At 61.9% G+C, this 23,601-nt stretch carries 21 protein-coding genes, 1 tRNA gene and 1 pseudogene; 16 read left to right on the forward strand and 7 right to left on the reverse strand.

Going from position 1 to position 23,601, the window contains the following annotated elements; all coding sequences use genetic code 11:
- Positions 1-6: 6 nt before the first annotated feature.
- From ACMU_RS06155 to ACMU_RS06190, 8 genes and pseudogenes are all read left to right on the forward strand, one after another.
- Positions 7-1,035: a hypothetical protein gene (locus tag ACMU_RS06155; protein ID WP_152544530.1), complete on the forward strand. Its 1,029-nt coding sequence runs from the start codon at positions 7-9 to the stop codon at positions 1,033-1,035.
- Positions 1,035-2,519, forward strand: a complete 1,485-nt coding sequence (locus tag ACMU_RS06160; RefSeq protein WP_152544531.1) for a glycoside hydrolase 5 family protein — start codon at positions 1,035-1,037, stop codon at positions 2,517-2,519. The genes ACMU_RS06155 and ACMU_RS06160 overlap by 1 nt, the downstream gene beginning before the upstream one ends.
- 117 nt (positions 2,520-2,636) lie before the next feature.
- Positions 2,637-3,857, forward strand: a complete 1,221-nt coding sequence (locus tag ACMU_RS06165; protein WP_035257232.1) for a glycosyltransferase — start codon at positions 2,637-2,639, stop codon at positions 3,855-3,857.
- A gap of 136 nt (positions 3,858-3,993) precedes the next feature.
- On the forward strand, positions 3,994-4,821 hold the full coding sequence (locus ACMU_RS06170) for a glycosyltransferase (RefSeq protein ID WP_051588030.1): 828 nt from the start codon (positions 3,994-3,996) through the stop codon (positions 4,819-4,821).
- Complete coding sequence (locus ACMU_RS06175) at positions 4,818-6,047, forward strand: MATE family efflux transporter (protein WP_035257234.1); 1,230 nt, start codon at positions 4,818-4,820, stop codon at positions 6,045-6,047. Before ACMU_RS06170 ends, ACMU_RS06175 begins: the two co-directional genes overlap by 4 nt.
- 67 nt (positions 6,048-6,114) lie before the next feature.
- Positions 6,115-6,462, forward strand: a pseudogene (locus ACMU_RS06180) (cupin domain-containing protein); the annotation flags it as partial.
- Complete coding sequence (locus ACMU_RS18660) at positions 6,449-6,871, forward strand: GtrA family protein (RefSeq protein WP_051588031.1); 423 nt, start codon at positions 6,449-6,451, stop codon at positions 6,869-6,871. The pseudogene ACMU_RS06180 and the gene ACMU_RS18660, both read left to right, overlap by 14 nt.
- A gap of 4 nt (positions 6,872-6,875) precedes the next feature.
- A complete protein-coding gene (locus ACMU_RS06190; protein ID WP_035257237.1) occupies positions 6,876-9,479 on the forward strand; it encodes a DUF6311 domain-containing protein in 2,604 nt (867 codons plus the stop codon).
- A gap of 6 nt (positions 9,480-9,485) precedes the next feature.
- Here the strand turns inward: ACMU_RS06190 and ACMU_RS06195 are convergent, their stop codons facing one another.
- Entirely contained in the window at positions 9,486-10,484 is a 999-nt protein-coding gene (locus ACMU_RS06195) for an AraC family transcriptional regulator (RefSeq protein WP_051588033.1), read from the reverse strand.
- 267 nt (positions 10,485-10,751) lie between these two features.
- Here ACMU_RS06195 and ACMU_RS06200 point away from each other — a divergent pair, with 267 nt between their 5' ends.
- Both ACMU_RS06200 and ACMU_RS06205 read left to right on the forward strand, forming a co-directional pair.
- Positions 10,752-10,937: a hypothetical protein gene (locus ACMU_RS06200; protein ID WP_035257238.1), complete on the forward strand. Its 186-nt coding sequence runs from the start codon at positions 10,752-10,754 to the stop codon at positions 10,935-10,937.
- The gene (locus ACMU_RS06205) at positions 10,934-11,143 is read left to right on the forward strand and encodes a hypothetical protein (RefSeq protein ID WP_152544532.1); all 210 of its coding nucleotides are present in this window, start codon (positions 10,934-10,936) and stop codon (positions 11,141-11,143) included. Before ACMU_RS06200 ends, ACMU_RS06205 begins: the two co-directional genes overlap by 4 nt.
- Positions 11,144-11,212: 69 nt before the next feature.
- Here the strand turns inward: ACMU_RS06205 and ACMU_RS06210 are convergent.
- Positions 11,213-11,298 (reverse strand) — tRNA-Leu (locus ACMU_RS06210).
- Between the two features lie 135 nt (positions 11,299-11,433).
- Between ACMU_RS06210 and ACMU_RS06215 the strand changes: the two genes are divergently transcribed.
- Together ACMU_RS06215 and ACMU_RS06220 are read left to right on the forward strand one after the other, a co-directional pair.
- Positions 11,434-12,048 (forward strand): exopolysaccharide biosynthesis protein, encoded by a 615-nt coding sequence (locus ACMU_RS06215; protein WP_035257625.1) that lies wholly within the window; start codon positions 11,434-11,436, stop codon positions 12,046-12,048.
- 95 nt (positions 12,049-12,143) lie between these two features.
- On the forward strand, positions 12,144-12,611 hold the full coding sequence (locus tag ACMU_RS06220) for a disulfide bond formation protein B (protein ID WP_035257242.1): 468 nt from the start codon (positions 12,144-12,146) through the stop codon (positions 12,609-12,611).
- 40 nt (positions 12,612-12,651) lie between these two features.
- On the opposite strand, the gene ACMU_RS06225 is transcribed toward ACMU_RS06220, so the two are convergent.
- Positions 12,652-12,921: an usg protein gene (locus tag ACMU_RS06225; protein ID WP_035257243.1), complete on the reverse strand. Its 270-nt coding sequence runs from the start codon at positions 12,919-12,921 to the stop codon at positions 12,652-12,654.
- 181 nt (positions 12,922-13,102) lie between these two features.
- Between ACMU_RS06225 and gyrA the strand changes: the two genes are divergently transcribed.
- From gyrA to gluQRS, 3 genes are read left to right on the forward strand one after another with little or no spacing between them, the layout of a single operon-like run.
- Positions 13,103-15,853: a DNA gyrase subunit A gene (gene gyrA, locus ACMU_RS06230; protein ID WP_035257245.1), complete on the forward strand. Its 2,751-nt coding sequence runs from the start codon at positions 13,103-13,105 to the stop codon at positions 15,851-15,853.
- A gap of 41 nt (positions 15,854-15,894) precedes the next feature.
- Positions 15,895-17,232, forward strand: a complete 1,338-nt coding sequence (gene trmFO / locus ACMU_RS06235; protein ID WP_035257246.1) for a methylenetetrahydrofolate--tRNA-(uracil(54)-C(5))-methyltransferase (FADH(2)-oxidizing) TrmFO — start codon at positions 15,895-15,897, stop codon at positions 17,230-17,232.
- On the forward strand, positions 17,229-18,077 hold the full coding sequence (gene gluQRS, locus ACMU_RS06240) for a tRNA glutamyl-Q(34) synthetase GluQRS (RefSeq protein WP_152544538.1): 849 nt from the start codon (positions 17,229-17,231) through the stop codon (positions 18,075-18,077). The genes trmFO and gluQRS overlap by 4 nt, the downstream gene beginning before the upstream one ends.
- On the opposite strand, the gene hisI is transcribed toward gluQRS, so the two are convergent.
- Positions 18,067-18,423 carry a phosphoribosyl-AMP cyclohydrolase gene (hisI, locus tag ACMU_RS06245; protein ID WP_201769872.1) on the reverse strand — a complete coding sequence of 119 codons (357 nt, stop codon included), beginning with the start codon at positions 18,421-18,423 and terminating at the stop codon, positions 18,067-18,069. The two genes, gluQRS and hisI, sit on opposite strands and share 11 nt — an antisense overlap.
- A 66-nt stretch (positions 18,424-18,489) precedes the next feature.
- Between hisI and ACMU_RS06250 the strand changes: the two genes are divergently transcribed.
- A complete protein-coding gene (locus ACMU_RS06250) occupies positions 18,490-18,942 on the forward strand; it encodes an iron-sulfur cluster assembly scaffold protein (RefSeq protein WP_035257259.1) in 453 nt (150 codons plus the stop codon).
- A 199-nt stretch (positions 18,943-19,141) separates the two neighbouring features.
- Here the strand turns inward: ACMU_RS06250 and ACMU_RS19845 are convergent, their stop codons facing one another.
- The 3 genes from ACMU_RS19845 to ligA form a co-directional block, all read right to left on the reverse strand.
- On the reverse strand, positions 19,142-19,264 hold the full coding sequence (locus ACMU_RS19845; protein ID WP_268870854.1) for a hypothetical protein: 123 nt from the start codon (positions 19,262-19,264) through the stop codon (positions 19,142-19,144).
- 93 nt (positions 19,265-19,357) lie between these two features.
- Entirely contained in the window at positions 19,358-21,448 is a 2,091-nt protein-coding gene (recG, locus tag ACMU_RS06255) for an ATP-dependent DNA helicase RecG (protein ID WP_035257261.1), read from the reverse strand.
- The gene (gene ligA, locus ACMU_RS06260) at positions 21,445-23,562 is read right to left on the reverse strand and encodes an NAD-dependent DNA ligase LigA (RefSeq protein ID WP_035257263.1); all 2,118 of its coding nucleotides are present in this window, start codon (positions 23,560-23,562) and stop codon (positions 21,445-21,447) included. The genes recG and ligA overlap by 4 nt, the downstream gene beginning before the upstream one ends.
- Between the last annotated feature and the right edge of the window lie 39 nt (positions 23,563-23,601).

Raw genomic sequence — 23,601 nt, forward strand, 5'->3', positions numbered from 1 at the left:
ACCTGCATGCGATTGCTCCTATTCCTTTTTAGCCTTATCCCCCTGCAGGCCGTGGCCGAACCCGTGCACAGGGATGCCTTTGGCATCCTGCCCGCATCCGCCGTTTCGCCGGAACGCATGCAATGGGCGGATCTGCGGCCATCTACCAACGAACCGGTCCACATCCTTTTGTTTGTCGGGCCAAAATCGTTGCAGGCTGGCGGCCCACAGGGCAACGCCGTGGCGCTTGTGACCGACATGTGGGGGAACCTGGTCCCTGACGGCCAGGTAACATTTCAGCGGGACGGATTCACGCCGATGGACGCAACCCTGCACGATGGTCTGGCGCATCTTCGGTTCGCGGCGCCAACGCGGGCCGGCACCTACGATATCCACGCAACCATCGATGGCCAGCAATCCGCCCGCGCGCAGCTGCGGGTCACGGCCGCACTGAGCAGCATTTCCCCAATCCTTGTGCCCGCCGATGGCCCGTTGCGCCCTGAAAAGCTGACCACCTTTGCCTCGCGTGACCTGCGGGACCGATACGGGAATCCGGTCGAAAACGGCACCGCCGCAACGCTGATGCTGCAACATAACGATGGCACACTCAGCCACGTGGTTGCCCCGGTTGTCGCTGGCCGCGTGCAGGTTCCATTTCTGCCGCGCGACGTTGATGCGGGCGGCACGCTGGCCCTTTCCGTCGGGGCGCAAGACACCGCCGCTTCGGTGCAGTTCGCGCCGCTGGCCGCGGACGTGCCCGTTGCCGCACAGCTGTGGACCCCGACCGCGGGGTTGCTGGCCCTGCGCGTTGGACCGCTGACCACCGATGCCGGGTATCTTTTGCCCGACGGGGCACCAATCACCGTTCAGGCCACCGCCTCGCAAGGTGCGACCGACACCCGCACGGGCTGGGTCCGCGACGGTCATTTCCAAACACTTCTGTCCCTGCGTCCCGCAACACAACCGGTTCGGCTGACCATCGAAACCGCCCTTGGGATTGCGGAACTGCATGTCGAAACCGGCCCCGCACCCGCAGATCTGCCTGGAGCGCCGTAATGCCACGAACCGCGTATTTCCTGGGGTTTCTAGCCCTTTTTGGCACAATCATGTGGATGGCCGCCGGGGCCTTCGGCGTCGCGTCGCAGCGGCAGGTGCAACATGTGTACCTTGCCGACGCCTTGGCCCCGCTGCCGGACACGGACATGCAGGTGTCGTGGCACGCACCCAACCGTCCGTTGTCCCGCCCCCTCAGCGATGCCGAGCGTTTGCTGATCGGCCGCGCCTTTGCCCAAGGGTTCCGCAACCTCGCCCTCGCGCAAGAGGCCCATGACCCCCTTCTTCTGGTCGACCATTTCACCGGCATCGCGGCCAAACGCGCCGCTTTGTCGGTCACAGATGCCAAGACGCATGGCGGGCGAATGGTTGTTCTGTCGCATAATCTGACTCCCACCTTCTTTCACCCCGACGGATCGCTGTTTCAGGCGAAAACGCAGATGTTGACGGCCCGGTTCCTGCCGGACACCGACGGAGGGCTGCGTCATGTCGAACTGACGCGCGATACCGGCACAGTCACATTCCGCAACGGGCTGATCGGGTGGCGCATTTGGTCGTTTGAGCGGCGCGGCAGCACCCCCGTCACACGGCAACCCGCGCCGTGGACCGGTCGGATGAACGGCATCAACTACTATCCTGCCGCGACCCCGTGGCGGGCATTCTGGCCCCGCTTCGACGCAAATCAAACCGCCGCGGATCTTGATCGTATCACCGGACTGGGTGCCGACACGATCCGCATCTTTTTGCAACGCGAGGCTTTTCTTGGCCCCGACGCCGCCACCCACCTTGCCCACCTGGAAACTCTTTTGGGCTTGGCCCGGGAAAGGGGCCTGCGGGTGGTGCCCACCCTGTTTGACCTGAAGGGCGACTATGGTCTGGCCACATGGCCAACCGACCGAACCTATCTGCGTGCCGTTCTGCCGGTGCTGACCGCCTTTCCAAATGTCGAACTGGTTGATCTGAAAAACGAACCCGACCTCGACTTTGCCACCCATGGCCGGGCCAAGGTTGAGGCATGGATTTCCACCATGTCGCAGATCACCGGTCAGATTGCACCCGCGCTGCCGCAAACCGTCGGTTGGTCCCATGTGGATGCCGCGCCGGTGATGGCCGATCAGCTGGACGTCCTGACTTATCACGACTACGCCGACATTGCCGGAACGGCGGCGCGCCTGACGGATCTGCGCACGGCTTTTCCCGACCATCCCGTTTTGGTGACCGAGATCGGGGCCTCGACCTTTGGGTTGCTGCTGGGACAGCCCGGATCGCCCACTTCGCAGGCGCGCAAGCTGGATCTACGCATGCGCGCCCTGAAGGATGCGGATGGCGTGTTCATCTGGACGCTTTACGACTTCCCCAATGTAGACCCCAGTGTTGTCGGCCGTTCCCCCTGGGTACGCAAACTGCAATCCGGGTTTGGCCTGCTGCGCGCTGACGGGGGTGAAAAACCTGCCGCTGCCGTCATTCGCCGTCATTTCGGGGAATAGCCCTATCCCTTGGCATAGGGCGCCCCTCCATCTGCGCGGCGCGCCACGCCTTTGCGCCCAACCGTGTGGTGTCCTGCGCGCATAGGGTTGATCCGTCCCAGCCAGATGGAGCCACCAATGCGCCTTGCCCTTGTCACCGCCTTCCCCCCGGGCCAGCAGAGCCTGAATGAATACGGCTATCACCTTGCACGCGAACTGACCCGGCACCCCGATGTGTCCGAGGTCGTCGTGATCGCGGACGTGCTGACCACCCCCATGGTCGAACTGAACCTTGGCCCCAAGCTGACCGTGCACCGCGTTTGGAAATTCAATGCGGTATCTGCAGGCCCCGCAATCCTGCGCAGCCTCGCCAGTACCAAGGCTGATGCCGTGTTGTGGAACGTGCAGGCCGCTACCTTTGGCAACCGCGAACTACCGGCCGCGCTGGGCCTTTTGGCCCCCGCCATGGCCCGTGTGATGGGAACCCCCAGCGGCGTTATCGCCCATAACGTGCTGGGTGCGGTTGACCTGAACCACACGCAATTGCGGGGCCAAAAACTGCGTCAGGGGCTGGTTCAGGCCGGGGGCAGCATTGTGAACCGGGCGCTGATGGCTGCCAATTACGTTTCGGTCACGCTGGACACGTATCTTGTCCACCTCAGGTCCCTAAACCCGCGTGCGGATGTCACCCATATCCCGCATGGTACCTTTGATTGCGCAGCCCCTGCAGCCCCGCCATTGGCAAACCGGCCCAGCCGGATTGTCACGATGGGCAAGTTCGGCACCTACAAGCGCCTTGAAACCCTGCTGGCCGCGTTTGATATCCTGCGCCAGCGTCCTGAATACGCTGGCTATGAACTTGTCATCGGTGGCACGGATCACCCCAGCGTGGCGGGCTATATGTCCCACATTGCCCAATCGCGCCGCACCGATCGCGGCGTGCATTTCGCGGGTTACGTGGCCGAGCAGGATGTCCCCGGGTTCTTTCACGACGCGCGGATCGCCGTGTTTGACTATTTGTCCACCACCGGCAGTTCGGGCGTTCTGCATCAGGCGGCCAGCTTTGGCACCGTTCCCGTCTTCCCCGATATCGGCGATTTTGTTGCCGTGTCGCAGGACGAAGGCATCTCGGGTGCCAATTACCTGCCCAATAATGCCACCGACCTTGCCCGCGCGATGCGGTCCGTGCTGGACGACGCGAAATGGTCGCAAGCCATAGCGGATAAAAATCAGAAGGCTGCGGCGCATATGCCCCTGTCACAGGTCGCCGCGTGGCATGTGGACCGGTTGCAGCATCTGGGTCGCAAGCCCCGCCCCCATGGCACCACCGCCACGGCTACAGCCCCTACCAAGGGATAGGTCACGTGCCATCCGGCGGGTTCGACCCGCCAATCGGACACCGCCTATCCTTTTGAATTCACGCCCTATCCTCCTGCCGCCCCGTCCTGCCCGGCATGACAACGTAGACCAGTTTTTAATCAGTGAAGAGGATGTCATGAACAAGATCTGCACCATCGAAGCGCCGCTGCAACCGGTTGTTGGCCTGTCCAAGATGCCATCGGACGTCACCATCGTGGTCCCTTGCTTTAACGAGGAACAGCGCCTGTCGCGGACGGCTTTCCTGCGCTATCTCGACACCGCGCCAAACGTGTCCTTCCTGTTCGTGAATGACGGCAGCCGTGACGGCACCCTGGCCTTGTTGAACGCTTTGGCCGCACAGGCGGGTGGCCGGGTGCAGGTCCTGAACCTGCCCGCCAACCGGGGCAAGGCCGAGGCCGTGCGTCAGGGGCTGCGTGCCGCGGCGCACGACGGAGCGGACCATATCGGGTACTGGGACGCGGACCTTGCGACGCCGCTGGATGCCATCGACGACTTTATCCGTGTGCTGGACAAATTCCGCGCAACCCAGGTTGTGTTTGGCGCACGTCGGCAATTGTTGGGCCATCGCATCCGCCGCACCCCCATGCGCCGAGCCGTTTCGTTTGTGTGCGCGGCGCTGGCCCGTCAGGCAATCCGATTGCCGGTTGGCGACACGCAGTGCGGCGCGAAACTGCTGCGCAACACGCCCAACCTGCGCGCGGCGATTGCCACGCCCTTTACCGCCGGATGGCTGTTTGATGTGGAGCTTTTCGCCCGCCTTTCGGCCAACCTTCCCGACCGACACCGCGCGTTCTACGAACAGCCGTTGATGGAATGGCAAGAGGTTGCCGGGTCCAAGGTCTCGGCCGCCGCCATTCTGCGCAGTGGCCTGCACATGCTGTGGCTGATCGTGCGGATGCGGCTTGCCACGCGGCCCACGCCGCAAGACATGCCGGCCACATGACCCTGCGCGCGGCCACCCTCTCTGCGCCCATGGTGCTTGCACCAGCGACGGTCATCTTCGTATCTTCGAACGTGGTGAATGTTGGAAACCTTGCGTTCAACATGGCCTTCAGCCGGATGATGACGCCCGAGGTCTTTGCCCAGCTGGCCGTGGTCCTGACAATCAAGCTGGCGCTGCTCAGCGTTCTCGTTTCCCTGCAAATGGCCGTCAGTCAGGTCGTGGCAGCCAAACCCGGTGCGGACACCTTGCATGGCATAGGTCAGTTCACCCGCCGCATCTGGGTTTGGCTGATCCTGACCGCCTGCGTTCTGGCCCCTGTGTTTGCCCTCGTACCGTATATCAACGTGCCCATCGGATTACTTCTGCTGGCTGCCCTGCCCTTTGCGGGCGTCATGAGCACTTTGCGTGGATTGGCCTTTGGCCGCGTACAGGTGGCGCGCGTCGTTGCATCTGCGCAGGCCGAGATGCTGGTTCGGCTGTTTGGCGCACTCTTGGCGTGGTGGGCCGGTTGGGGGCTGACCGGCGTGGTCGCCGCGATTGCCCTGTCAATCGTGGCGGGCTGGATCGTTCTCGTTGACCTCTTGCCGCGTCCCAAACCCACCGCCCCGATCGGTCGCGCCCTCTTCCTTGCCGCGTCCCCGTTCGCCATCCTGCAACTGGCCCAAGTGCTGGCGCTGGATGGCGACATCCTGCTGGCCAGCATTCGCCTGCCCGGCGCGGATGCTGGCCAGATCGCGGCGCTCAGCCTGTTTCAGAGGATACAGTTCTTTGGCCTCTTCGCGCTGGCCTCCATCCTTTTGCCCACCATCGTTGCGGCGGCAAAACACGGCCACAGCCTGTGGCAGGCCCTGCGCCCTGCGGCGCAGTTGTTTGGCGCCGTGACCTTGCCGCTGATCCTATGCGCGGCAGTTTTTCCCGATCTGATGATTTCGCTTTTGGTGGGCCCGGCCTATCTGGCCGCCAGCCCGGTATTGTGGATGGCTATTCTGTCCGCCGCGGCGTTCACCTTTTCCTACCTGGCGGGCACGGTTGCCATCGCGCTGGGATGCCGCCTGAGCGCGCCGATCCTGCTGGGTGCCGCATGCGTGCAATTGGCAGTCATGACCCTGCCCCACGTGGATGACATACCGTCGCTTCTGTCCGTGAAGCTCTCGGTTCAGGGTCTGGCCGCCATCGCCCTTTTCACCCTCACCCTGCGCCGTCTGCGCGCGCCAGTTTCCAAGTAGAAGGTTCCCCAAAATGAAACACGACACCACAATCCGCCAAAATGACGCCGGCATGCTGCGCCCCAATGATGTGTTCCTGCGCGACACGCGCCCGTGGGGCCATTTCGACTCGCTGGCGCTTGGCAGCCGCTTTCAGGTGAAATCCATCGTCGTGAACCCCGGCGCCAAGCTGTCGCTGCAAAGCCACGTGCACCGGGCCGAACATTGGATCGTTGTCGAAGGCACGGCCACCGTCACGATCGACCAGACCGAAACCCTCGTGGCCGAAAACCAGTGGGTCTATATTCCGCTGGGCGCGAAACATCGTTTGGCCAATGACGGCAAGGTCCCCCTGCAACTGATCGAGGTGCAGACCGGGGCCTATCTGGGCGAGGATGACATTCAGCGCTACGAGGATATCTATGACCGCGCCTGACGCCACGCGGCCCGGGCCATTTGGTTTATTGCATGTGGCCACGCAGGCCCTGCGGTTCGGCGCCGTGGGTGTTGTGGCCACCCTTGTACACGCAGCTGTTGGCTATGGCGCGGTTCGCTTGCTGGGGCTGCCCGGATTGGGGGCAAACCTCGTTGGTTTTGGCATTGCGTGGTGGGTGTCTTTCCTTGGCCACTATACCTTCACCTTCCGGGGGCGCGCCAACCGAATGCGCGCCCTGCTGCGCTTTGTGCCGCATTCGCTGGTGATGTTTGGCATCGGCATGGCGGCCACGGCGTTGGTATCGGTGCAGGTGACAACCCTTCCCCAAGAGGCGCTGCCGGTATTCGGGGCACTCGTTGTGCCCCTGCTCAGCTTTCTGTCCTCCAAGTTCTACGTGTTCCGAGTATAAATCCATGCTGCAAACCCTGTACCGGCGCCACCGTCTGGCCCTTTTCCATTGTGCCTTTTGCGGGCTGCTGATTGGCATCGCCTTCTTGCGGTTTTTTGATGTCTCGATCCTGAACCCCACCAATATCGGCTGGATCGATCAGGGGGACCTGCGACAGCACTATCTGGGCTGGCAGGCGTTTCGACAGGCCGAGACGCCGGGCACACCGTGGGGCACCGCGCCCTTGTTGGCCTATCCCCACGGCACGCCGATCAGCGCGACAGACAGCAACCCCTTGGTCAGCTTGATCCTTTGGCCAATGCGCAACTTGCTGCCGGTCGAGTTTCAGTTCATCGGCCCGTGGTACCTGCTGTGTCTGTCGCTGAGCCTTGTCTTTGGCCGCGCCCTTATGCGCCGGGAGGGTTTTGATCGCTGGACGGCAACGTTGCTGGGCGCGGTGCTGGCCTTTCCGCCGATCCTTTTCTGGCGCTATGGCCACGACACGCTGATGGCGCAATGGCTGATCCTCGCCGCGATCTATGTCAGCTTCGCGGTCACGCGCCCCTTGCGAGCAGGGCTTGCTCACGGAGGGCTGCTGTTGGTTGCGATGATGACCCACCCGTATCTCTACGTGATGCTGTCCATTGTTGCCGGCTGCGATCTGGCGCTGCGCATCCTGCGCCAAGGCGGCGTGCGGTTTGGCCAGGTCGAGCGCGTGGTGCTGGCCCTGATCGCCACGCAGGGGCTGGCGCTTTATGTCGGGGTCAAGCTGGGCGTGTTCAGCCTGCAAAACGCGTTCCAGAACACCGTTGGCCTGCATTCCACCGATCCGTTGGGGTTTTTCAACCCGTTTGACAGCGCACGCTTGTTGCCGCAACTGCCGTCGGGATCGGGGCAATACGAAGGCTATGCCTATTTGGGTCTGGGTGGGCTTGTATTGCTTGGTATTCTGTTGGTCCGTGCCATTCGCGGCACGCTGTCACTGCCACAATGGCGCGCGTTGCTGCCCGTTCAGATCGCCGCGCTGATCGCATTCCTGTTTGCGTTGTCGCCAGTGATCACCGTCTTGGGGCGTGAGGTCTTTGTGTGGGAGATGTCGCCCGAAAATCCCGTGCACGCGCTGTTTGCGAAACTGCGGTCATCGGGGCGTTTTGTCTGGGTCACCATCTACGTCATGATGTTCACCGGGCTGTTGTGTCTTGCCGGCACCAAACCACGGCGGTTGCGTGGTATCGCGGTTGTCCTTCTGGGGCTGCAATTCTGGGATCTGGCGCCCCTCGCTGATCGCAGCCGCACGGACACCGCCTTGCGTCCCGTTGCTGCGCATATGTTTGGCGCCCCGGATTGGAAGGCGCGGATTGCACGCGCCGACTATATCTATATCTCGCGATCACTTGGGCCGGATTTCACACTGGACCTTGGCGCGGCTTCGATCCGCGCGGGTACCCCGATCAGCTGGTTTTACACCGCGCAGGGGCTGGGATTGCCTAAGCAAATCGCCGCCGAAGAGCAGTTGCGCATTCGCATCCTCAATGGTGGCCATGATGACGGCGCCCTGATCCTTGCAGACGGCGCTGGCGATCTGCCCCTGATCCACCGCAACGCACCGGGCATTCTGACCAGCCACCGTTTTGCCGGGTTTCACGCGGTGGAAACACCCGCTTTTGGGCCGGCAAGCTATGATGCTGAAACCCACGGCCTGACCGATCTGCTGCGCGACTGCAATACGGGATGTACAGCCCTTTTGACCGTGCGCGACGAAGGCGCGGCGGAACTGTCGGTCGAGTTCAAATCCTTCATGGCCGCCCTTGGCAGCGCCGTGCCCACGCTGGGCCTGAACGATGGCTATGCCGCCGTGCTGCATCACGGTGCCTTGCTGGCGGAAACGCTGGAACGTGACGCCGACGCCATCCTGAATGCGCAGGTGGCCGAGACACCGCTGAGCCTGCGCAGCAGTGTCGAGGATGCGCGCATTCCCGCGGCGATCTCGGTTGGCGGCATAAACTTTTCCCGCGACCAACGGGGCATCAACCTTGTGTTGCTGCATGCCGATGGTCGCATCACCACTGCCAATTTCGACACACATTCAACCAGCGACAGCCTGCGCCCCGATGTGCCCGAGGACCTGATCCTGGCCTCGGCCCCGGAATTGGCAACGGTTACCGGCCCCACCTCGACCGACGCAACACCATTTGTCGGGCTGGACCGCTTCCTGACCCGCGAAAGCTCGCTCTTGGATGTGCTTTCAGGGTGCCGCCAAGGCTGCGCGATGGCGATATCGGTGAAAGATGAGGGCGCTGCCAGCCTGCCGCTGGCCGTGCGCATGCAGGCCGCGCAACTGGGCCTGACTCTTGCAGACTTGTCCTTCCGTGACGGCTATTCCGCGATCGTGGAAAACGGCATCGTGCTGGTACAGGGCAAATCCGCCGACGAAGTGGTCGATGTCGCCGAAATTGTCGAGGGCACGCGGATGCGTGTGCGCAGTGCCGGTTTTGCACCGGGGTCATTGTCGTCCATCACGCTGAACGGCACGGAACACTCGCTGAACCAGCGCGGGGTGAACATCGTTGTTGTGCTGCAGGACAAGGACACGATCGCCTATCACTTCGACACGCATGGCGGGTTCTGATCCCGCCTAAAGCCCCGCGCGATAAGCGCCCGGGGTTTGACCCGCCCAGCGTTTGAAGGCCCGCGAAAACGCGCTTTGTTCGGAAAACCCGGTCATGAAAGCCACATCGTTCAGCGAATAATTCGGCACTTTCAGAAACTTCATCGCCACGTTCTTGCGCGCCTGGTCCACCAGCGACTGGAAACTGGTGTCCATTTCCGACAGCCGTCGTTGCAGCGTCCGCGCCCCCATGCCCAGGTTGGCCGCCACGACCTCCATGGTGGGTGGGCCCTCGCTCAGCAGTTTTGACACTTCATCGACCACACGCAGGTCCAGTGGCGCATCACCGGCCGCACCCATTTTCTGATCCAGGTGATCGGTAAAAAAGCTCCACATGCTTTCGTCACCCTTCAGGTTCGGGGCATCGATCTGATCATAGGAAAACACCATTGCGTCGTAATCGGCATCAAAAACGACGTCACAGCCAAAATACTCGCGCAACGGCTTGTCCGACGCGATCTGACTGTGCCGGAACTGCAACCGCAAAGGCTGTACATGGGGGCCTGCCGCCTCGCGCGCCAAGGTCAGATAGGTTGCCATCGTCCCCTCGCAAGACAGGTACATGCCCGTCCGCTGTGGGCTGAACCGCTCGTGCACCCAGTAATACCCGTCATCGTGTTCTTCGACGCGAAAGGTCGCGGCCGAATTGTACTCGCGCACATGCCGGTCCATGCGCAGGAAGGACTTGCGCAATGTCGGCGCCGCGCGCCATGCCAGGCCAACCGCCCCGAAATGGTCGCAACAAAAGTTCGCGCATGTCCGCAGATAGAACCTGATCTCTGGTTTTTCTGCCTCGGCGATCTTCTCCAGCAGTGCAAAATAGGTCGTGTAAGGCACAATGAAATCCGGCGGATAGTCCGTGTCGGGATCCAATCCGCCAAAGGCCATCAGTTCGGCCTTGTCCAAGCTTGGGTCCGCGTGCGCGACCATTGCATTGTAGAATAGCACCGATACCCCGTCCGCCATCGATCGCACCACCCTGTCCTTCGTCCGGCCCCAATTGGGCCCCTATCACTTAAAGTTGACCATAATACCTCGCGTCAACCTTTCAGCGGCCCAAATTGACGCAATCGGTCAAAGCACTGGCGCGAGGTGTCAATACGCAGGCACCTTGCATCGCCTAAAACCATCCCAGTTGATGCCGGGATGGCGTGGAAGCTCCACCTCACAGGCCGCGCGGTCCTGGCATCGACACAACCGCAACACGGCCCCAATGGCCGAGAAAGGACCAAAATGTTCCCCGTGACCACCCGCCAGGCCACCCTGCTGGTCACCGCTCTTGTCGCATTGGCCGCCCCGATGGTCGCCCTTGGCCAAACCGCCTGCGAGATGCCGCTGACCCACCCGACACTTGCCGATGACGTGCCGTTTGCCGTTCTGCAACCGATCAAACCCGTCAAGGAAGGATGCTCCAAATGACACCCACGCCCTGCCCGTTAATGCCCAGCTCGGCCGTGATGATCAGCCATACCGGCCTGCGTCGCATCACCCCACCGCAAGGTTCGTCGACATGGAAGATGGCCCTGACCACGTTCTTCATCGGCCTCGCGCTTGTGTTGCCCAAGGACGAGCTGCGCCCGGAATACACGCAAGCTGCGGCTGAAATTGCTCCCCATTACGATTAATACATGCGCACGAGGCCTGAACACAGGCGCCGCAAAAGCGGCCGATTTGTTTGTCAATTTTATGATTACTGGTGCCCGAGGAGAGACTCGAACTCTCACGATGTTGCCATCGGGGGATTTTGAATCCCCTGCGTCTACCATTCCGCCACTCGGGCCAGTTTTGGCGGTTTAGCCTGCGTATGCGGCAGGGTCAACGCGGGTTTTTCTTTTTTCGGCCCGTGGCGCAATGATCGCTTGAAAACCACCCCATGCGCGCCCACCGTGCCCCCATGATTCGAGGGCCCGACAACATGACAGAATCGCCTACCGAAAACGTTGCCATTTCAGACCGGCTTGCCCAACTGGCCGCGGACGCAACCGGCGAAACCGTTTCACTGGATTGGGTTTTGCGGCAACTGCATGAGCGTGCCTTTGGCCTGTTCCTGCTGATCCTGGCGCTGCCTTGTTGCATCCCTTTTCTGTATGGCATTCCACAGGTTGTGGCGCTGCCGCTGATGTTTGTATCGGCGCAGATCCTGATAGGCAGGCGTATGCCATGGCTGCCCAAAAGCCTGGGCGCACGGACAATTGCAACCAGTGGCCTTGGCAATCTTGCCGACCGCGCCGGGCCCTGGCTGCGGCGGATCGAGGCGATCAGCAAACCACGGCTGGGCGCCCTGACACGTCCGCCGATTGACCGGTTCATTGGCCTCGCGCTTGTCCTGTTCAGCGCCTCTATCCTGGTGCCGTTGCCGGGCACAAACACCGTGCCGGGCTTTGCTGTTGTCCTTGTCGCCATGGGGCTTTTGCAACGGGATGGCGCGTTGGTTGTCCTGGGGTCGGTGATCGGAACCGCGTGGATCGCCACCCTTTTGTTCGCCGGCGCAACCTTGGCAACACTCATTCGCACGTGGCTGGGCATCTAAGCGCAACCCGCCCGGAAATCCGCAGGGCAAAAGCCGCTTGAAACACCCCCGCCGACTGACTTAGCTGTTTGCGGAGTTTACCTGACGAGGCCGCGATGACCCGGACCCAATACATCCTACTGGCTGCTGGCGGATCGGCGGCGCTGTTGTTGGGCGCTTTTGCGTTTCAGCATCTCGGCGGACTGGCCCCGTGCAAGCTGTGCCTGTGGCAGCGTTGGCCCCATGCAGCGGCCATCGTGATCGGTGTCGCGGCGCTGGCTTTTGGCGCTCGTTTTCTGGCCGTGCTTGGCGGCCTGGCCGCCCTGGCAACGGCTGGCATCGGTATTTATCACACCGGGGTTGAACACAAGTGGTGGCAAGGTCCCACCTCGTGCTCGGGCGGCGGTAATGATCTGGGCGCGTTGTCGGGCGGCGATCTTTTGAACTTTGACAGTGCCGTCAACGTCGTGATGTGTGACGAGGTCGTCTGGTCGCTGGCCGGGCTGTCCATGGCCAGCTGGAACGCCATCGTGGCGCTGGTCCTTGCGGGGATGTGGTTCGCAGCGGCGCGGGCCAAAGTTTAAACTTCGCTCAACCGCGCATCCCTAAAGTTTAACAACCACGTTAATGTAGCCGGAACTCGCCTACCTGGTTCTGCCACTCGGTCGGGCCCAGTTTTTTGCGATGGGTGAAGCGCACCGAATGCAGCGGGCCCTCGATCTCGGCCTGCCAGAACGCGATGAATTTGAACAGTTTCGGGTGATCCGGGGCAAGGTCGTAATCCTGCCACACAAAGGTGTTCAGCACGTGGGTGTAATCGGGCATGTGATAGAAGAATTCTGCCGTGGTCAGCCCGTAACCTTTCAGCATCAGCTCGGTCTCGGATGGGTGCATGTCGCTCCTCTGTTTTTGGTACTGCATGTCCTATCCTGCCACGAACTTGTTCATTTTCAATGAAAACAGTCCGTTATCCGTTTGTTACAGGAATCCGACACGGCCATTGCACCCCATATGCGGCCTGCGATATAAGGGGGCATACAAGATATAGCCGCGCCAACGCGGACAGGAGCATCACTTGAGCGACACGCCGGAAACCCCTGAAAACGAAGACGAAAACGCGCCGCAGCCTGTGGCCTATGACGGCCCGCGCATTGCGATCGAGGATGAGATGCGCACCTCGTTCATGGACTATGCGATGTCGGTGATCGTCAGCCGGGCGATTCCGGACCTGCGCGATGGTCTGAAACCGGTGCACCGGCGCATCCTCTATCACATGTATGACGGCGGCTATACGCCCGACAAATCCTACCGCAAGGCCGCCAAACCCGTGGGCGAGGTGATGGGCAACTATCACCCTCATGGCGACGGCGCGATCTATGACGCGCTGGTCCGCATGGCGCAGGATTTCTCGATGTCGCTGCCCCTGATCGACGGCCAGGGCAACTTTGGCTCGATGGATGGCGACAGCCCCGCCGCCATGCGGTATACCGAGGCGCGCCTGGCCAAGCCTGCGGTGTCTCTGTTAAGCGATATCGACAAGGATACCGTTGATTTTCAAGACAATTATGACGGCAAGGAACGCGAACCCACCGCCCTGCCGGCGCGTTACCCGAACATGCTGGTTAACGGGGCCGAGGGGATTGCGGTGGGCATGGCCACCCGCATTCCGCCGCATAACCTGGGCGAAGTCATCGGCGCCACCAAGGCGATGATCGAAAACCCGGACCTGACCAGCGAAGAGTTAATGAACTACATTCCGGCTCCGGATTTCCCGACGGGCGGTATCATCCTTGGCCGGTCCGGCGCGCGCAAGGCGTATCTGGAGGGGCGCGGCAGCGTCATCATCCGCGCGAAGACCCGGATCGAAGAGATCCGCAAGGAACGCTATGCCATCATCATCGACGAGATCCCCTATCAGGTGAACAAGGCGACGATGATCGAAAAGATCGCCGAACTGGTGCGCGAGAAAAAGCTGGAAGGCATCACCTCGATTCAGGACGAATCCGACCGGATTGGCGTGCGCGTGGTGATCGAGCTGAAGCGAGATGCGACGGCAGAGGTTGTTCTGAACCAGCTGTTCCGCTTTACCCCGATGCAAATTTCCTTTGGTGCCAATATGTTGGCGCTGAATGGCGGCCGGCCCGAACAACTGACGCTGCGCCGGTTCCTTGAGGCATTTATCGAGTTCCGCGAAGAGGTTGTGGCCCGGCGAACCGCCTATGAACTGCGCAAAGCGCGCGAGCGCAGCCATATCCTGTGCGGTCTGGCCGTGGCCGTGTCGAATGTGGACGAGGTGGTGGCGACCATCCGTGCCTCGGCCGACCCGGCAGAGGCGCGCGAAAAGCTGATGACACGGCGCTGGCCCGCGGCTGACATTGCCGACTATATCCGCCTGATCGACGACCCGACCCACACGATGAACGACGACGGCACCTATAACCTGTCGGAAACCCAGGCCCGCGCGATCCTTGATCTGCGCCTGCAACGCCTGACGGCGATGGGCGTGAAGGAGGTGACCGACGAGCTGCAGGAACTGGCGGCCAAGATCAAGGATTACCTGGATATTTTGCGCTCGCGCGACCGGATCATGGCGATCATCGATGCCGAACTGGACGAAGTGAACGAGAAATTCGCCGTGCCCCGCCGGACCGAGATCGTCGAATGGTCGGGCGACATGGACGACGAAGACCTGATCGAGCGCGAGGATATGGTCGTAACCGTCACCTCGGGCGGCTATATCAAGCGCACCCCGCTGGCCGAATTCCGCGCCCAGCGGCGCGGCGGTAAGGGACTGAGCGGTATGGCCACCAAGGAAGAGGACGTGGTGACCACGCTCTTCGTGGCCAACACCCATACGCAACTGCTGTTTTTCACCACCGATGGCATGGTTTACAAGCTGAAAACCTGGCGTCTGCCGCAGGGTGGGCGCACCGCCAAGGGTAAGGCGATCGTCAACATCCTGCCCATCCCCAACGGCGTGTCGATTGCCGCGATTATGCCGGTGGACCGGGATGAAAAGGAATGGGACGACCTGCAGATCGTCTTTGCCACCTCTGCGGGAACAGTGCGCCGTAACCGTCTGTCAGACTTCACAAATGTCATGCGCAACGGCAAGATCGCGATGAAGTTCGAGGACGAGCATGCAGACACCAAGCTGATCAACGCACGCATCTGTTCCGAGGATGACGACGTGATGCTGGTCACCAGTTCCGGGCGTGCCATTCGCTTCCCCACAACCGAAGTTCGCGTATTCAACAGCCGCAATTCGGTGGGTGTGCGTGGGATCAAATTGGGCGGCGATGATCAGGTGGTTTCCATGTCAGTGATCCGCCACTTTGACGCCACAACCGATGAGCGCGCCGCCTATCTGAAAATGCGCCGTGCGGTGGCCGGTTTGGCCGACGATCCAGACAGCACACCCGACGAAGACGCGGCCGAAAACGCAACGATCAGCCAAGAACGCTATGCCGAAATGTCGGCGGCTGAAAACCTGATCGTGACCATTACCGCTGGCGGCGCGGGCAAGCTGAGCTCCAGCCACGATTACCCGGTACGAGGGCGTGGTGGCCAAGGTGTTGCCGCCATGGACAAGGCGATGCGCGGTGGTGTGTTGGTGGCCTCGTTCCCCGTGGACATGGATGACCAGATCATGCTGGCCACGTCGACCGGCCAGTCGATCCGCTGCCCGGTGGACGGCATCTCGTTCCGGTCGCGCAGTGCGGGCGGCGTGAAGGTGTTCGATACAGCCAAAAACGAAGAGGTTGTGTCGGTCGCGCGCATTGCCGATCAGGGTGACGAAGAAGACAGGGCGGATCAGGAGAGCTGATCCCCCTTCCCTTCAAGTCGCAAAAGCCCTAGATCGCGTGCATGTCTGAAACGTTACACATCATCGGCGGCGGCATGGCCGGGTCCGAGGCGGCATGGCAGGCCGCCCAGGCCGGCATTCCCGTGGTCATCCATGAAATGCGGCCACAGGTCGGAACCTTTGCCCACCAAACCGGCGATCTGGCGGAAATGGTGTGTTCGAACTCGTTCCGGTCCGACGATCACGAGCAAAACGCCGTGGGCCTGCTGCATTGGGAAATGCGTCAGGCCGGTGGGTTGCTGATGGAAATGGCCGACCGTCACCAATTGCCCGCCGGCGGCGCGCTGGCCGTGGATCGTGATGCGTTCAGCCTGGGGGTGACCGAGCGCCTGCGCGCCCACCCGCTTGTCTCGGTTGAGGCGGGCGAGATCACCGAGCTGCCCACCGACGGGCATTGGATCATCGCCACCGGGCCGCTGACCTCGGGCAATCTGGCCCAGGCGATCCGAGCCGAGACCGGCGCCGAAAGCCTGGCCTTTTTCGACGCCATCGCGCCGATTGTGTATTTCGACAGTATCGACATGTCGAAGGCGTGGTTCCAGTCGCGCTATGACAAGGGTGAGACCGAGGCCGAGCAAAAGGCCTATCTGAACTGCCCCATGGACCGCGACCAGTACGAGGCGTTCATCGACGCGCTGCTGGCCGCCGACAAGACCGAGTTTCACGAGGGCGAGACAGCGGGCTATTTCGACGGCTGCCTGCCGATCGAAGTGATGGCCGAACGCGGGCGCGAAACCCTGCGCCACGGCCCGATGAAGCCCGTGGGCCTGACCAACCCGCATCAGCCCGACGTGAAGGCGCACGCCATCGTACAGCTGCGCCGTGACAATGCACTGGGCACGTTGTGGAATATCGTGGGCTTTCAGACCAAGATGAAATACGGCGCGCAAACCGCTGTTTTCAAATCCATTCCCGGGCTGGAAAACGCCAGTTTCGCGCGCCTTGGCGGCATTCACCGCAACACGTTCATCAATTCGCCCACGTTGCTGGACGATCAGATGCGTCTGAAATCGCGGCCCAATATTCGCTTTGCCGGGCAGATCACAGGGGTTGAGGGCTACGTGGAAAGCGCCGCGATGGGGCTGTTGGCCGCAAGGTTGGCCGTGGCCGAGATGCAGGGCCGCACCCTGCCGGCGCTGCCCAACACCACCGCCACCGGCGCGCTGGTCACGCATATCACCGGCGGGGCCGAGGCCAAGACGTTTCAGCCGATGAACGTGAATTTTGGCCTTTTTCCCCCGGTTGAGGGGCTGAAAGGTGGCCGCCGCGGGCGCAAGGACCGCTACAAGGCCTATACCGACCGCGCCAAGGCGGATTGGGCGGCCTGGCTGGCGGCCTGAACTTGCGTACGCGCTTTGCCCCCTCGCCCACCGGGCCGCTGCATCTGGGCCATGCGTATTCCGCGATGATGGCCCATGATATGGCACGGGCCGCTGGCGGCGAATTTTTGCTGCGAATCGAAGATATTGACCAGACCCGCGCGCGGCCCGAATGGGAGGCGCAGATTTATGACGATCTGCGCTGGCTTGGGTTGGATTGGGACGGGCCGGTGATGCGCCAATCGGACCGGATGGCGGCCTATGACGCGGCGCTTGACGATCTGTGGGCGCGCGGGCTGCTTTATGTCTGCACGTGCAACCGGCGCGACATTCAGGCGGCGATGTCGGCCCCGCAGGAAGGTGTGCCCACCCATGGGCCAGACGGGCTGATCTATCCCGGCACCTGCCGCGACAAACCGCAACCCGCCGCGCGCCCGGCCGATGCGGTGCTGCGCCTGCGGCTGGCGGACTGTCTGGCCGAAACCGGACCGCTGAGTTTCGAGGAAACGGGCCCCGCTCACGCAGGTCAGATCACCATCGATCCCGCGCGGATGATCGCCGAGGTTGGCGATATCGTGCTGGCCCGCCGCGATATGGGCACGTCGTACCACCTTTCGGTGGTGCTGGACGATGCCACGCAGGCCATCAGCGATGTCATTCGCGGTGAAGACCTGTTTGCCGCCACTCAGATCCACGTGCTGCTGCAACGCATCCTGGGCCTGCCCACACCGCGCTATCACCATCACCGCCTGATCCGCGATGCCGATGGCAAACGGCTGGCCAAGCGCGACGACGCACGCGCGATTGGCAAATACCGGGCCGACGGGTGCACACCCGCCGACATCCGGCAGATGGTTAAACCATAGGCTTCATCAGCTCTACAACCTCGCCATCGCGCACCGCGCGATAGAAACAGCTGCGGCGGTTGGTGTGGCAGGCGGGCCCCTCTTGCTCGACCACCATCAACAGGCAGTCTGCATCGCAATCATACCGGAAATCCAACAGCTTCTGCGCATGGCCCGAGGTCTCGCCCTTGATCCAGAATGCCTGCCGCGAGCGCGACCAATAAGTCACTTTGCGCGTTTCAAGGGTTTTCTGCACCGCTTCCAGATTCATCCAGGCCACCATCAGCACATCGCCGGTTTCGTCCTGCGCAATGGCGGGGATCAGGCCCTTGTCGTCAAATTTCAGTGTGGTCGGGTCGAAACGCACTTTGGTCTCCCTTTGCAAAGGCCGTGTGGGGGTCTATCTAGGGAAAAGAAATCAAAAGGAAAAGCCATGCCGGCCGATACCGACCTGATAAAGCTGTATTCCGGGCGCATTCTGGAACTGGCGTCGGACATTCCCCACCACAACCGTCTGGATGCGCCATCGGTCACGGTCAAGAAACGCGCGCCGCTTTGCGGGTCAACCGTGACGGTGGATCTGTTGATCGAGGATGGCCGGGTGGCCGATTACGGTCAGGACGTCAAAGCCTGCGCGCTGGGTCAGGCGTCGGCCGCCGTGGTTGGCGCCAATATCATCGGGCGCAGCCGGGCCGAGGTTGAGGCCGCGCGCGATCAGCTGAAGGCAATGCTGAAATCTGACGGGCCGGTTCCCGATGCGCCGTTTGACGGTCTGGAAGTTTTGCAGCCGGCCAAGGACTACAAGAACCGCCATGCCTCGATCCTGCTGACGCTGGACGCCTCGGTCGAGGCGTTTGAACAGCAAGCGCAGGGCGACTGCGCCTGATCCCAAAAATCTCTGGCCAAAAAAACGCCGCACATCCGGGGAAGGATGGCGGCGCAAGGGGCGTCTCGTGCGTTAAGGGCGGAACTGGGCCGAGGGATGGCCCAATGCTTTCAGAACAGGCAGTGTCGGAAGCGGCGCATTCAATGTTGGGGACAGGTATGCGCAACCCGGCACGGGGACGCGGGCAGATAACTTGGGGTTAGATCATTCCGGGCAGGTGCAACGCGCCAACCAGCATGACAACCAGGGCCACAGCGCCGGCGGCATCCTGCAACAGGGTGCTGTGCGAGCGGGCAATCACGGATTTCAGATCTTTCAGCATGGCGGGCGTTCCTTGCATCGTTGTGTTGCCTATTTGTTCTCATTTTGGGAACAGATTGTAAAGAACTTTTTGAGAACATTTGCGAACAAAACGCTATCCTACTGAAATCAAACGGATTGCGCGGTCCTGCTCCATTAACCAAAGCAAACTGCGAACGGCCTGTCCGCGCGGGCTGGTCAGGTCGGGGTCGTCATGCAGCAATTTGCGCGCATCCGACTGTGCCAGCGCCATCAGCGCGGTCTGGCGTTCCAGATCGGCCACCCGAAACCGCGGCAGCCCCGATTGCGCCACGCCAATCACATCACCCGCCCCGCGCATGGCCAGGTCTTCCTCGGAAATGCGGAACCCGTCCTCGGTCTCGCGCAGCACCTCCAGGCGCCGCTTGCCGCCCTCACTCAGCGGGTGCTGGTACACCAGCAGGCAGGTCGAGGCCGCCTCGCCCCGACCCACGCGCCCCCGCAACTGGTGCAGCTGTGCCAGGCCAAAGCTTTCGGCGCGCTCAATCACCATAATCGTGGCGTTGGGCACGTTCACCCCCACCTCGATCACCGTGGTGGCAACCAGAACCGACGTGTCACCGGCCACGAACCGCGCCATCGCGGCGTCTTTTTCGGCCGGAGGCATCTGGCCATGCACCAGCCCCACCTTGTCGTCGCCCAGCACCGCGCGCAGGCGTTTGAACCGCTCTTCGGCGGCGGTCATGTCGACCACCTCGCTTTCCTCCACCAAGGGGCAGACCCAATAAGCCTGAGAGCCCCGGTCAATCGCGCCTTGCAGATGGCTGACCACCTCGTCCATCCGGCCGGTCGACACCAATGCCGTGGTGATCGGTTTGCGGCCCGGCGGCTTTTCATCCAGAACCGACACATCCATGTCGCCATATTGCGCCAGGCTGAGCGAGCGCGGGATCGGTGTGGCCGTCATCACCAACACATGCGCGCCGGGGCCCTTTTGTGCCAGTTCCAGCCGTTGCGCGACGCCGAACCGGTGCTGTTCGTCGATAATGGCCAGCCGCAAGTCGCGAAACGCCACGTCTTTCTGGAAAACCGCATGGGTGCCGACGAGGATCTGGATCTTTCCTTCGACCAGCGCCCGCAACTTGGCCTTGCGTTCGCTGCCCTTGTCGCGACCGGTCAGCAATTCAAGAACCACACCCGCATCCTCGGCCAGGGGTTGCAAACTTTCCAAGTGCTGGCGGGCCAAAATCTCGGTCGGTGCCATCAGGACACCTTGCCCACCAGCCTCAACCGCAATCAACAGAGCCATGAATGCAACCAGTGTTTTGCCCGCACCCACGTCGCCTTGCAGCAATCGGTTCATGCGCAGATCCTTGGCCATATCGTCGGCGATATCCTCCATCGCGCGCGACTGCGCTCCCGTTGGCCGGTACGGCAGGGCGTTCAGAACCTTTGAACGCAGTTCACCCGCCCCCGTTGTCGGATGCGCCGGGACCTTGCGCGACGATTGCCGCGCCAAAGCCAGGGTGATTTGATGCGACAACAATTCGTCATAGGCCAGACGCTGCCGGGCCTTGCTCTCGGGGGCCAAATCCGCGTTATTCCCTGGCGCGTGAACCGCGTTCAAAGCCGAGCGCCAATTGGGCCAATCCTCTCGTTCGGCCAACGCAGCATCGATCCATTCGTCCATCTCGGGCGCCATATCCAACGCCGAGGCCGTCGCCCGCGTCATCACCTTCTGCGTCACACCCGAGGTCAGGGGATATACCGGCTCGAAAACAGGGATCGTGTTGGCCTGATCGAGGGGCACCATGTGATCGGGATGCGGCATCTGGATCATGCCGTCATAGAACTCCACCTTGCCCGAGACGATGCGCCGTGCCCCCTCGGGCAATTGCCGCAACAGGTAATCGCCACGGGCGTGAAAAAACACCAGCTGAAACGTCGTTTGCGCATCCTGAACCTGCACGTGATACGGCCGCCCGCGGCTGCGGGGGGCATGATGGGCCAGAATTTCCACCTCAACCGTCACCACCTCGCCCGGAGCCGTCCCAAGCACCGTCTCGCGTGGGGCCCGGTTGATTCCGGAATGCGGCAAGGTGAACAGCAAGTCGCGTGGCTTTTCCACGCCCAGCCCCGCCATTGCCTTGGCCGTTTTGGGCCCCACACCGTCCAGTTTCTCCAGGTCACCGAACAGCGGAAACAGGGATTCCGGCCGCCCGGTCATAGCCCCTCGATCAGGGCAAGCCACGCATCTTCGTCGATGGTTTCAACACCCAGATCCGCCGCTTTCTTGGCTTTCGACCCCGCGCCGGGCCCCGCCACCAACAGGTCGGTTTTGCCAGATACACTGCCCGATACCTTGGCCCCCAATGCCTCGGCGCGCGCCTTGGCCTCGGCCCGCGTCATCTTTTCCAGGCTGCCAGTGAAGACCACCGTTTTGCCGGCAACGGGACTGTCGGTTTGTGGTTTCTCAGCGTCCTGCGGGGACAACAGCGCCACCAACCGGTCAATCGCCGCGCGTTCAGCGGGCTGGTGGAACGCTGCCACCAGCGCGCCGGCCATCACCTCGCCAACCCCGTCAATGCCCAGCAACTCGGCCCATTGCGCGCTGTCTGGGTCATGGGCGGCTGTCATCGCATCCTCGAACGCCTGCCAACTGCCGTAATAGCCGGCCAACAGGTTCGAACTGTTTTCCCCAACATGCCGAATGCCCAGACCAAAGATCAGGCGCCCCAAGCCAATCCCGCGCCGTTCATCAATGGCGCGAAACAGGTTTTCGGCTGATTTGGCACCCCAGCCCTCGCGGTTCTTCAACTGCTGCATGCCCTGTCCAAACCGATCATTCAGGGTGAAGATATCCGCCGGTTCCCGGATCCAGTTGTCATTATAGAACTGCTCTACCTGTTTGGCGCCCAGCCCCTCGATGTCGAACGCCGCGCGCGACACAAAATGTTTCAGCTTCTCAACCGCCTGTGCAGGACAGATCAGCCCTCCGGTACAGCGGCGGACCGCATCGCCCTCCTCGCGGATCGCGTCCGAGCCGCATTCGGGGCAGGATGTCGGAAACACATAAGGCGTTGCATCCGCCGGCCGTCGCGAGAGGTCGACATCCGCCACTTTCGGGATCACATCACCGGCGCGGTAAACCTGCACCCAGTCGCCTTCGCGAATGTCCTTGCCACCGCGGATTTCGGCGCCTTTGCTGTCACGACCCGCGATGTAATCCTCGTTGTGAAGCGTCGCGTTTGAAACAACGACCCCACCCACCGTCACGGGGGCCAGCCGCGCCACCGGAGACAACGCTCCGGTGCGGCCTACCTGGATCTCGATCCCCTCCAACCGCGTCCACGCCAATTCCGCCGGAAACTTGTGGGCAATGGCCCAACGGGGCGTCGTCGAGCGAAACCCAAGGCGCCCCTGCAGATCCAGCGCGTCAACCTTGTAGACCACCCCGTCGATGTCATACCCCAACGCGGCGCGGTCGGTTTCAATTCGGCGGTAGTGGTCCAGAACAGCGTCGATATCCCGGCAGATGGCTGTCAGCGGGTTGGTAGAAAACCCAAAGGTCGCCAATTGCGCGATCGCGCCGTTTTGTGTTTTTGCCAGGGGTGCAGAAAGCTCGCCCCAGGCATAGGCGAAAAACCGCAGGGGTCGCGCGCGGGTAATCTGGGCATCCAATTGTCGAAGCGACCCAGCGGCGGCGTTACGCGGGTTGGCAAATACCTTGGCGCCAGCCGCAGCCTGACGCGTGTTCAGGTCCGCAAAATCAGCGTGGCTCATGTAAACTTCGCCGCGCACTTCCAGAACATCCGGTGCATCGGCGATCTGATGTGGAATATCAGGGATTGTACGGGCATTGGCGGTGACGTTTTCGCCCGTTTCGCCATCGCCCCGCGTGGCCGCCTGCACCAACTGCCCGCTCTCATAGCGCAGCGACAGGGACAAACCGTCAATCTTTGGTTCAGCCGTATAGGCCAGATCGGCGTCTTCGCCCAAACCAAGATAGCTGCGGACCGAACGATCAAACTCACGGACATCATCGTCGTCGAAAGCATTGGACAACGACAACATACGCACCGCATGGGTTACTTTTCCGAACCCTTCGGACGGTGCTGCGCCAACCATCTCCGACGGGCTGTCGGCGCGTTTCAGCGCCGGGAACCGGGCCTCAATCGCTGCATTCCGCTGCTTCAGACCGTCATAGTCCGCATCGGAAATATCGGGGGCATCCTGGCCGTGATAGGCAGTGTTCGCCTTGGCCAGGTCTTGCGCCAATCGGGCAAGTTCCTGTTCGGCTTCGCCTTCTGACAAAGCCTCAACGGGTTTGAGTTCCGGCACGTACCACCTCCGTCTTCTTTACGAAAGTGATAGGCGCCG

This window comes from Actibacterium mucosum KCTC 23349 (genome assembly GCF_000647975.1).
GTDB lineage: Bacteria > Pseudomonadota > Alphaproteobacteria > Rhodobacterales > Rhodobacteraceae > Actibacterium > Actibacterium mucosum.

Bases quoted from the DNA above. Each gene is read 5' to 3' on its own strand.
- ACMU_RS06155 (WP_152544530.1), top strand. From the start codon at position 7: ATGCGATTGCTCCTATTCCTTTTTAGCCTTATCCCCCTGCAGGCCGTG.
- ACMU_RS06160 (WP_152544531.1), top strand. From the start codon at position 1,035: ATGCCACGAACCGCGTATTTCCTGGGGTTTCTAGCCCTTTTTGGCACA.
- ACMU_RS06165 (WP_035257232.1), top strand. From the start codon at position 2,637: ATGCGCCTTGCCCTTGTCACCGCCTTCCCCCCGGGCCAGCAGAGCCTG.
- ACMU_RS06170 (WP_051588030.1), top strand. From the start codon at position 3,994: ATGAACAAGATCTGCACCATCGAAGCGCCGCTGCAACCGGTTGTTGGC.
- ACMU_RS06175 (WP_035257234.1), top strand. From the start codon at position 4,818: ATGACCCTGCGCGCGGCCACCCTCTCTGCGCCCATGGTGCTTGCACCA.
- ACMU_RS18660 (WP_051588031.1), top strand. From the start codon at position 6,449: ATGACCGCGCCTGACGCCACGCGGCCCGGGCCATTTGGTTTATTGCAT.
- ACMU_RS06190 (WP_035257237.1), top strand. From the start codon at position 6,876: ATGCTGCAAACCCTGTACCGGCGCCACCGTCTGGCCCTTTTCCATTGT.
- ACMU_RS06195 (WP_051588033.1), bottom strand. From the start codon at position 10,484: ATGGCGGACGGGGTATCGGTGCTATTCTACAATGCAATGGTCGCGCAC.
- ACMU_RS06200 (WP_035257238.1), top strand. From the start codon at position 10,752: ATGTTCCCCGTGACCACCCGCCAGGCCACCCTGCTGGTCACCGCTCTT.
- ACMU_RS06205 (WP_152544532.1), top strand. From the start codon at position 10,934: ATGACACCCACGCCCTGCCCGTTAATGCCCAGCTCGGCCGTGATGATC.
- ACMU_RS06215 (WP_035257625.1), top strand. From the start codon at position 11,434: ATGACAGAATCGCCTACCGAAAACGTTGCCATTTCAGACCGGCTTGCC.
- ACMU_RS06220 (WP_035257242.1), top strand. From the start codon at position 12,144: ATGACCCGGACCCAATACATCCTACTGGCTGCTGGCGGATCGGCGGCG.
- ACMU_RS06225 (WP_035257243.1), bottom strand. From the start codon at position 12,921: ATGCACCCATCCGAGACCGAGCTGATGCTGAAAGGTTACGGGCTGACC.
- trmFO (WP_035257246.1), top strand. From the start codon at position 15,895: ATGTCTGAAACGTTACACATCATCGGCGGCGGCATGGCCGGGTCCGAG.
- ACMU_RS06250 (WP_035257259.1), top strand. From the start codon at position 18,490: ATGCCGGCCGATACCGACCTGATAAAGCTGTATTCCGGGCGCATTCTG.
- ACMU_RS19845 (WP_268870854.1), bottom strand. From the start codon at position 19,264: ATGCTGAAAGATCTGAAATCCGTGATTGCCCGCTCGCACAGCACCCTG.
- recG (WP_035257261.1), bottom strand. From the start codon at position 21,448: ATGACCGGGCGGCCGGAATCCCTGTTTCCGCTGTTCGGTGACCTGGAG.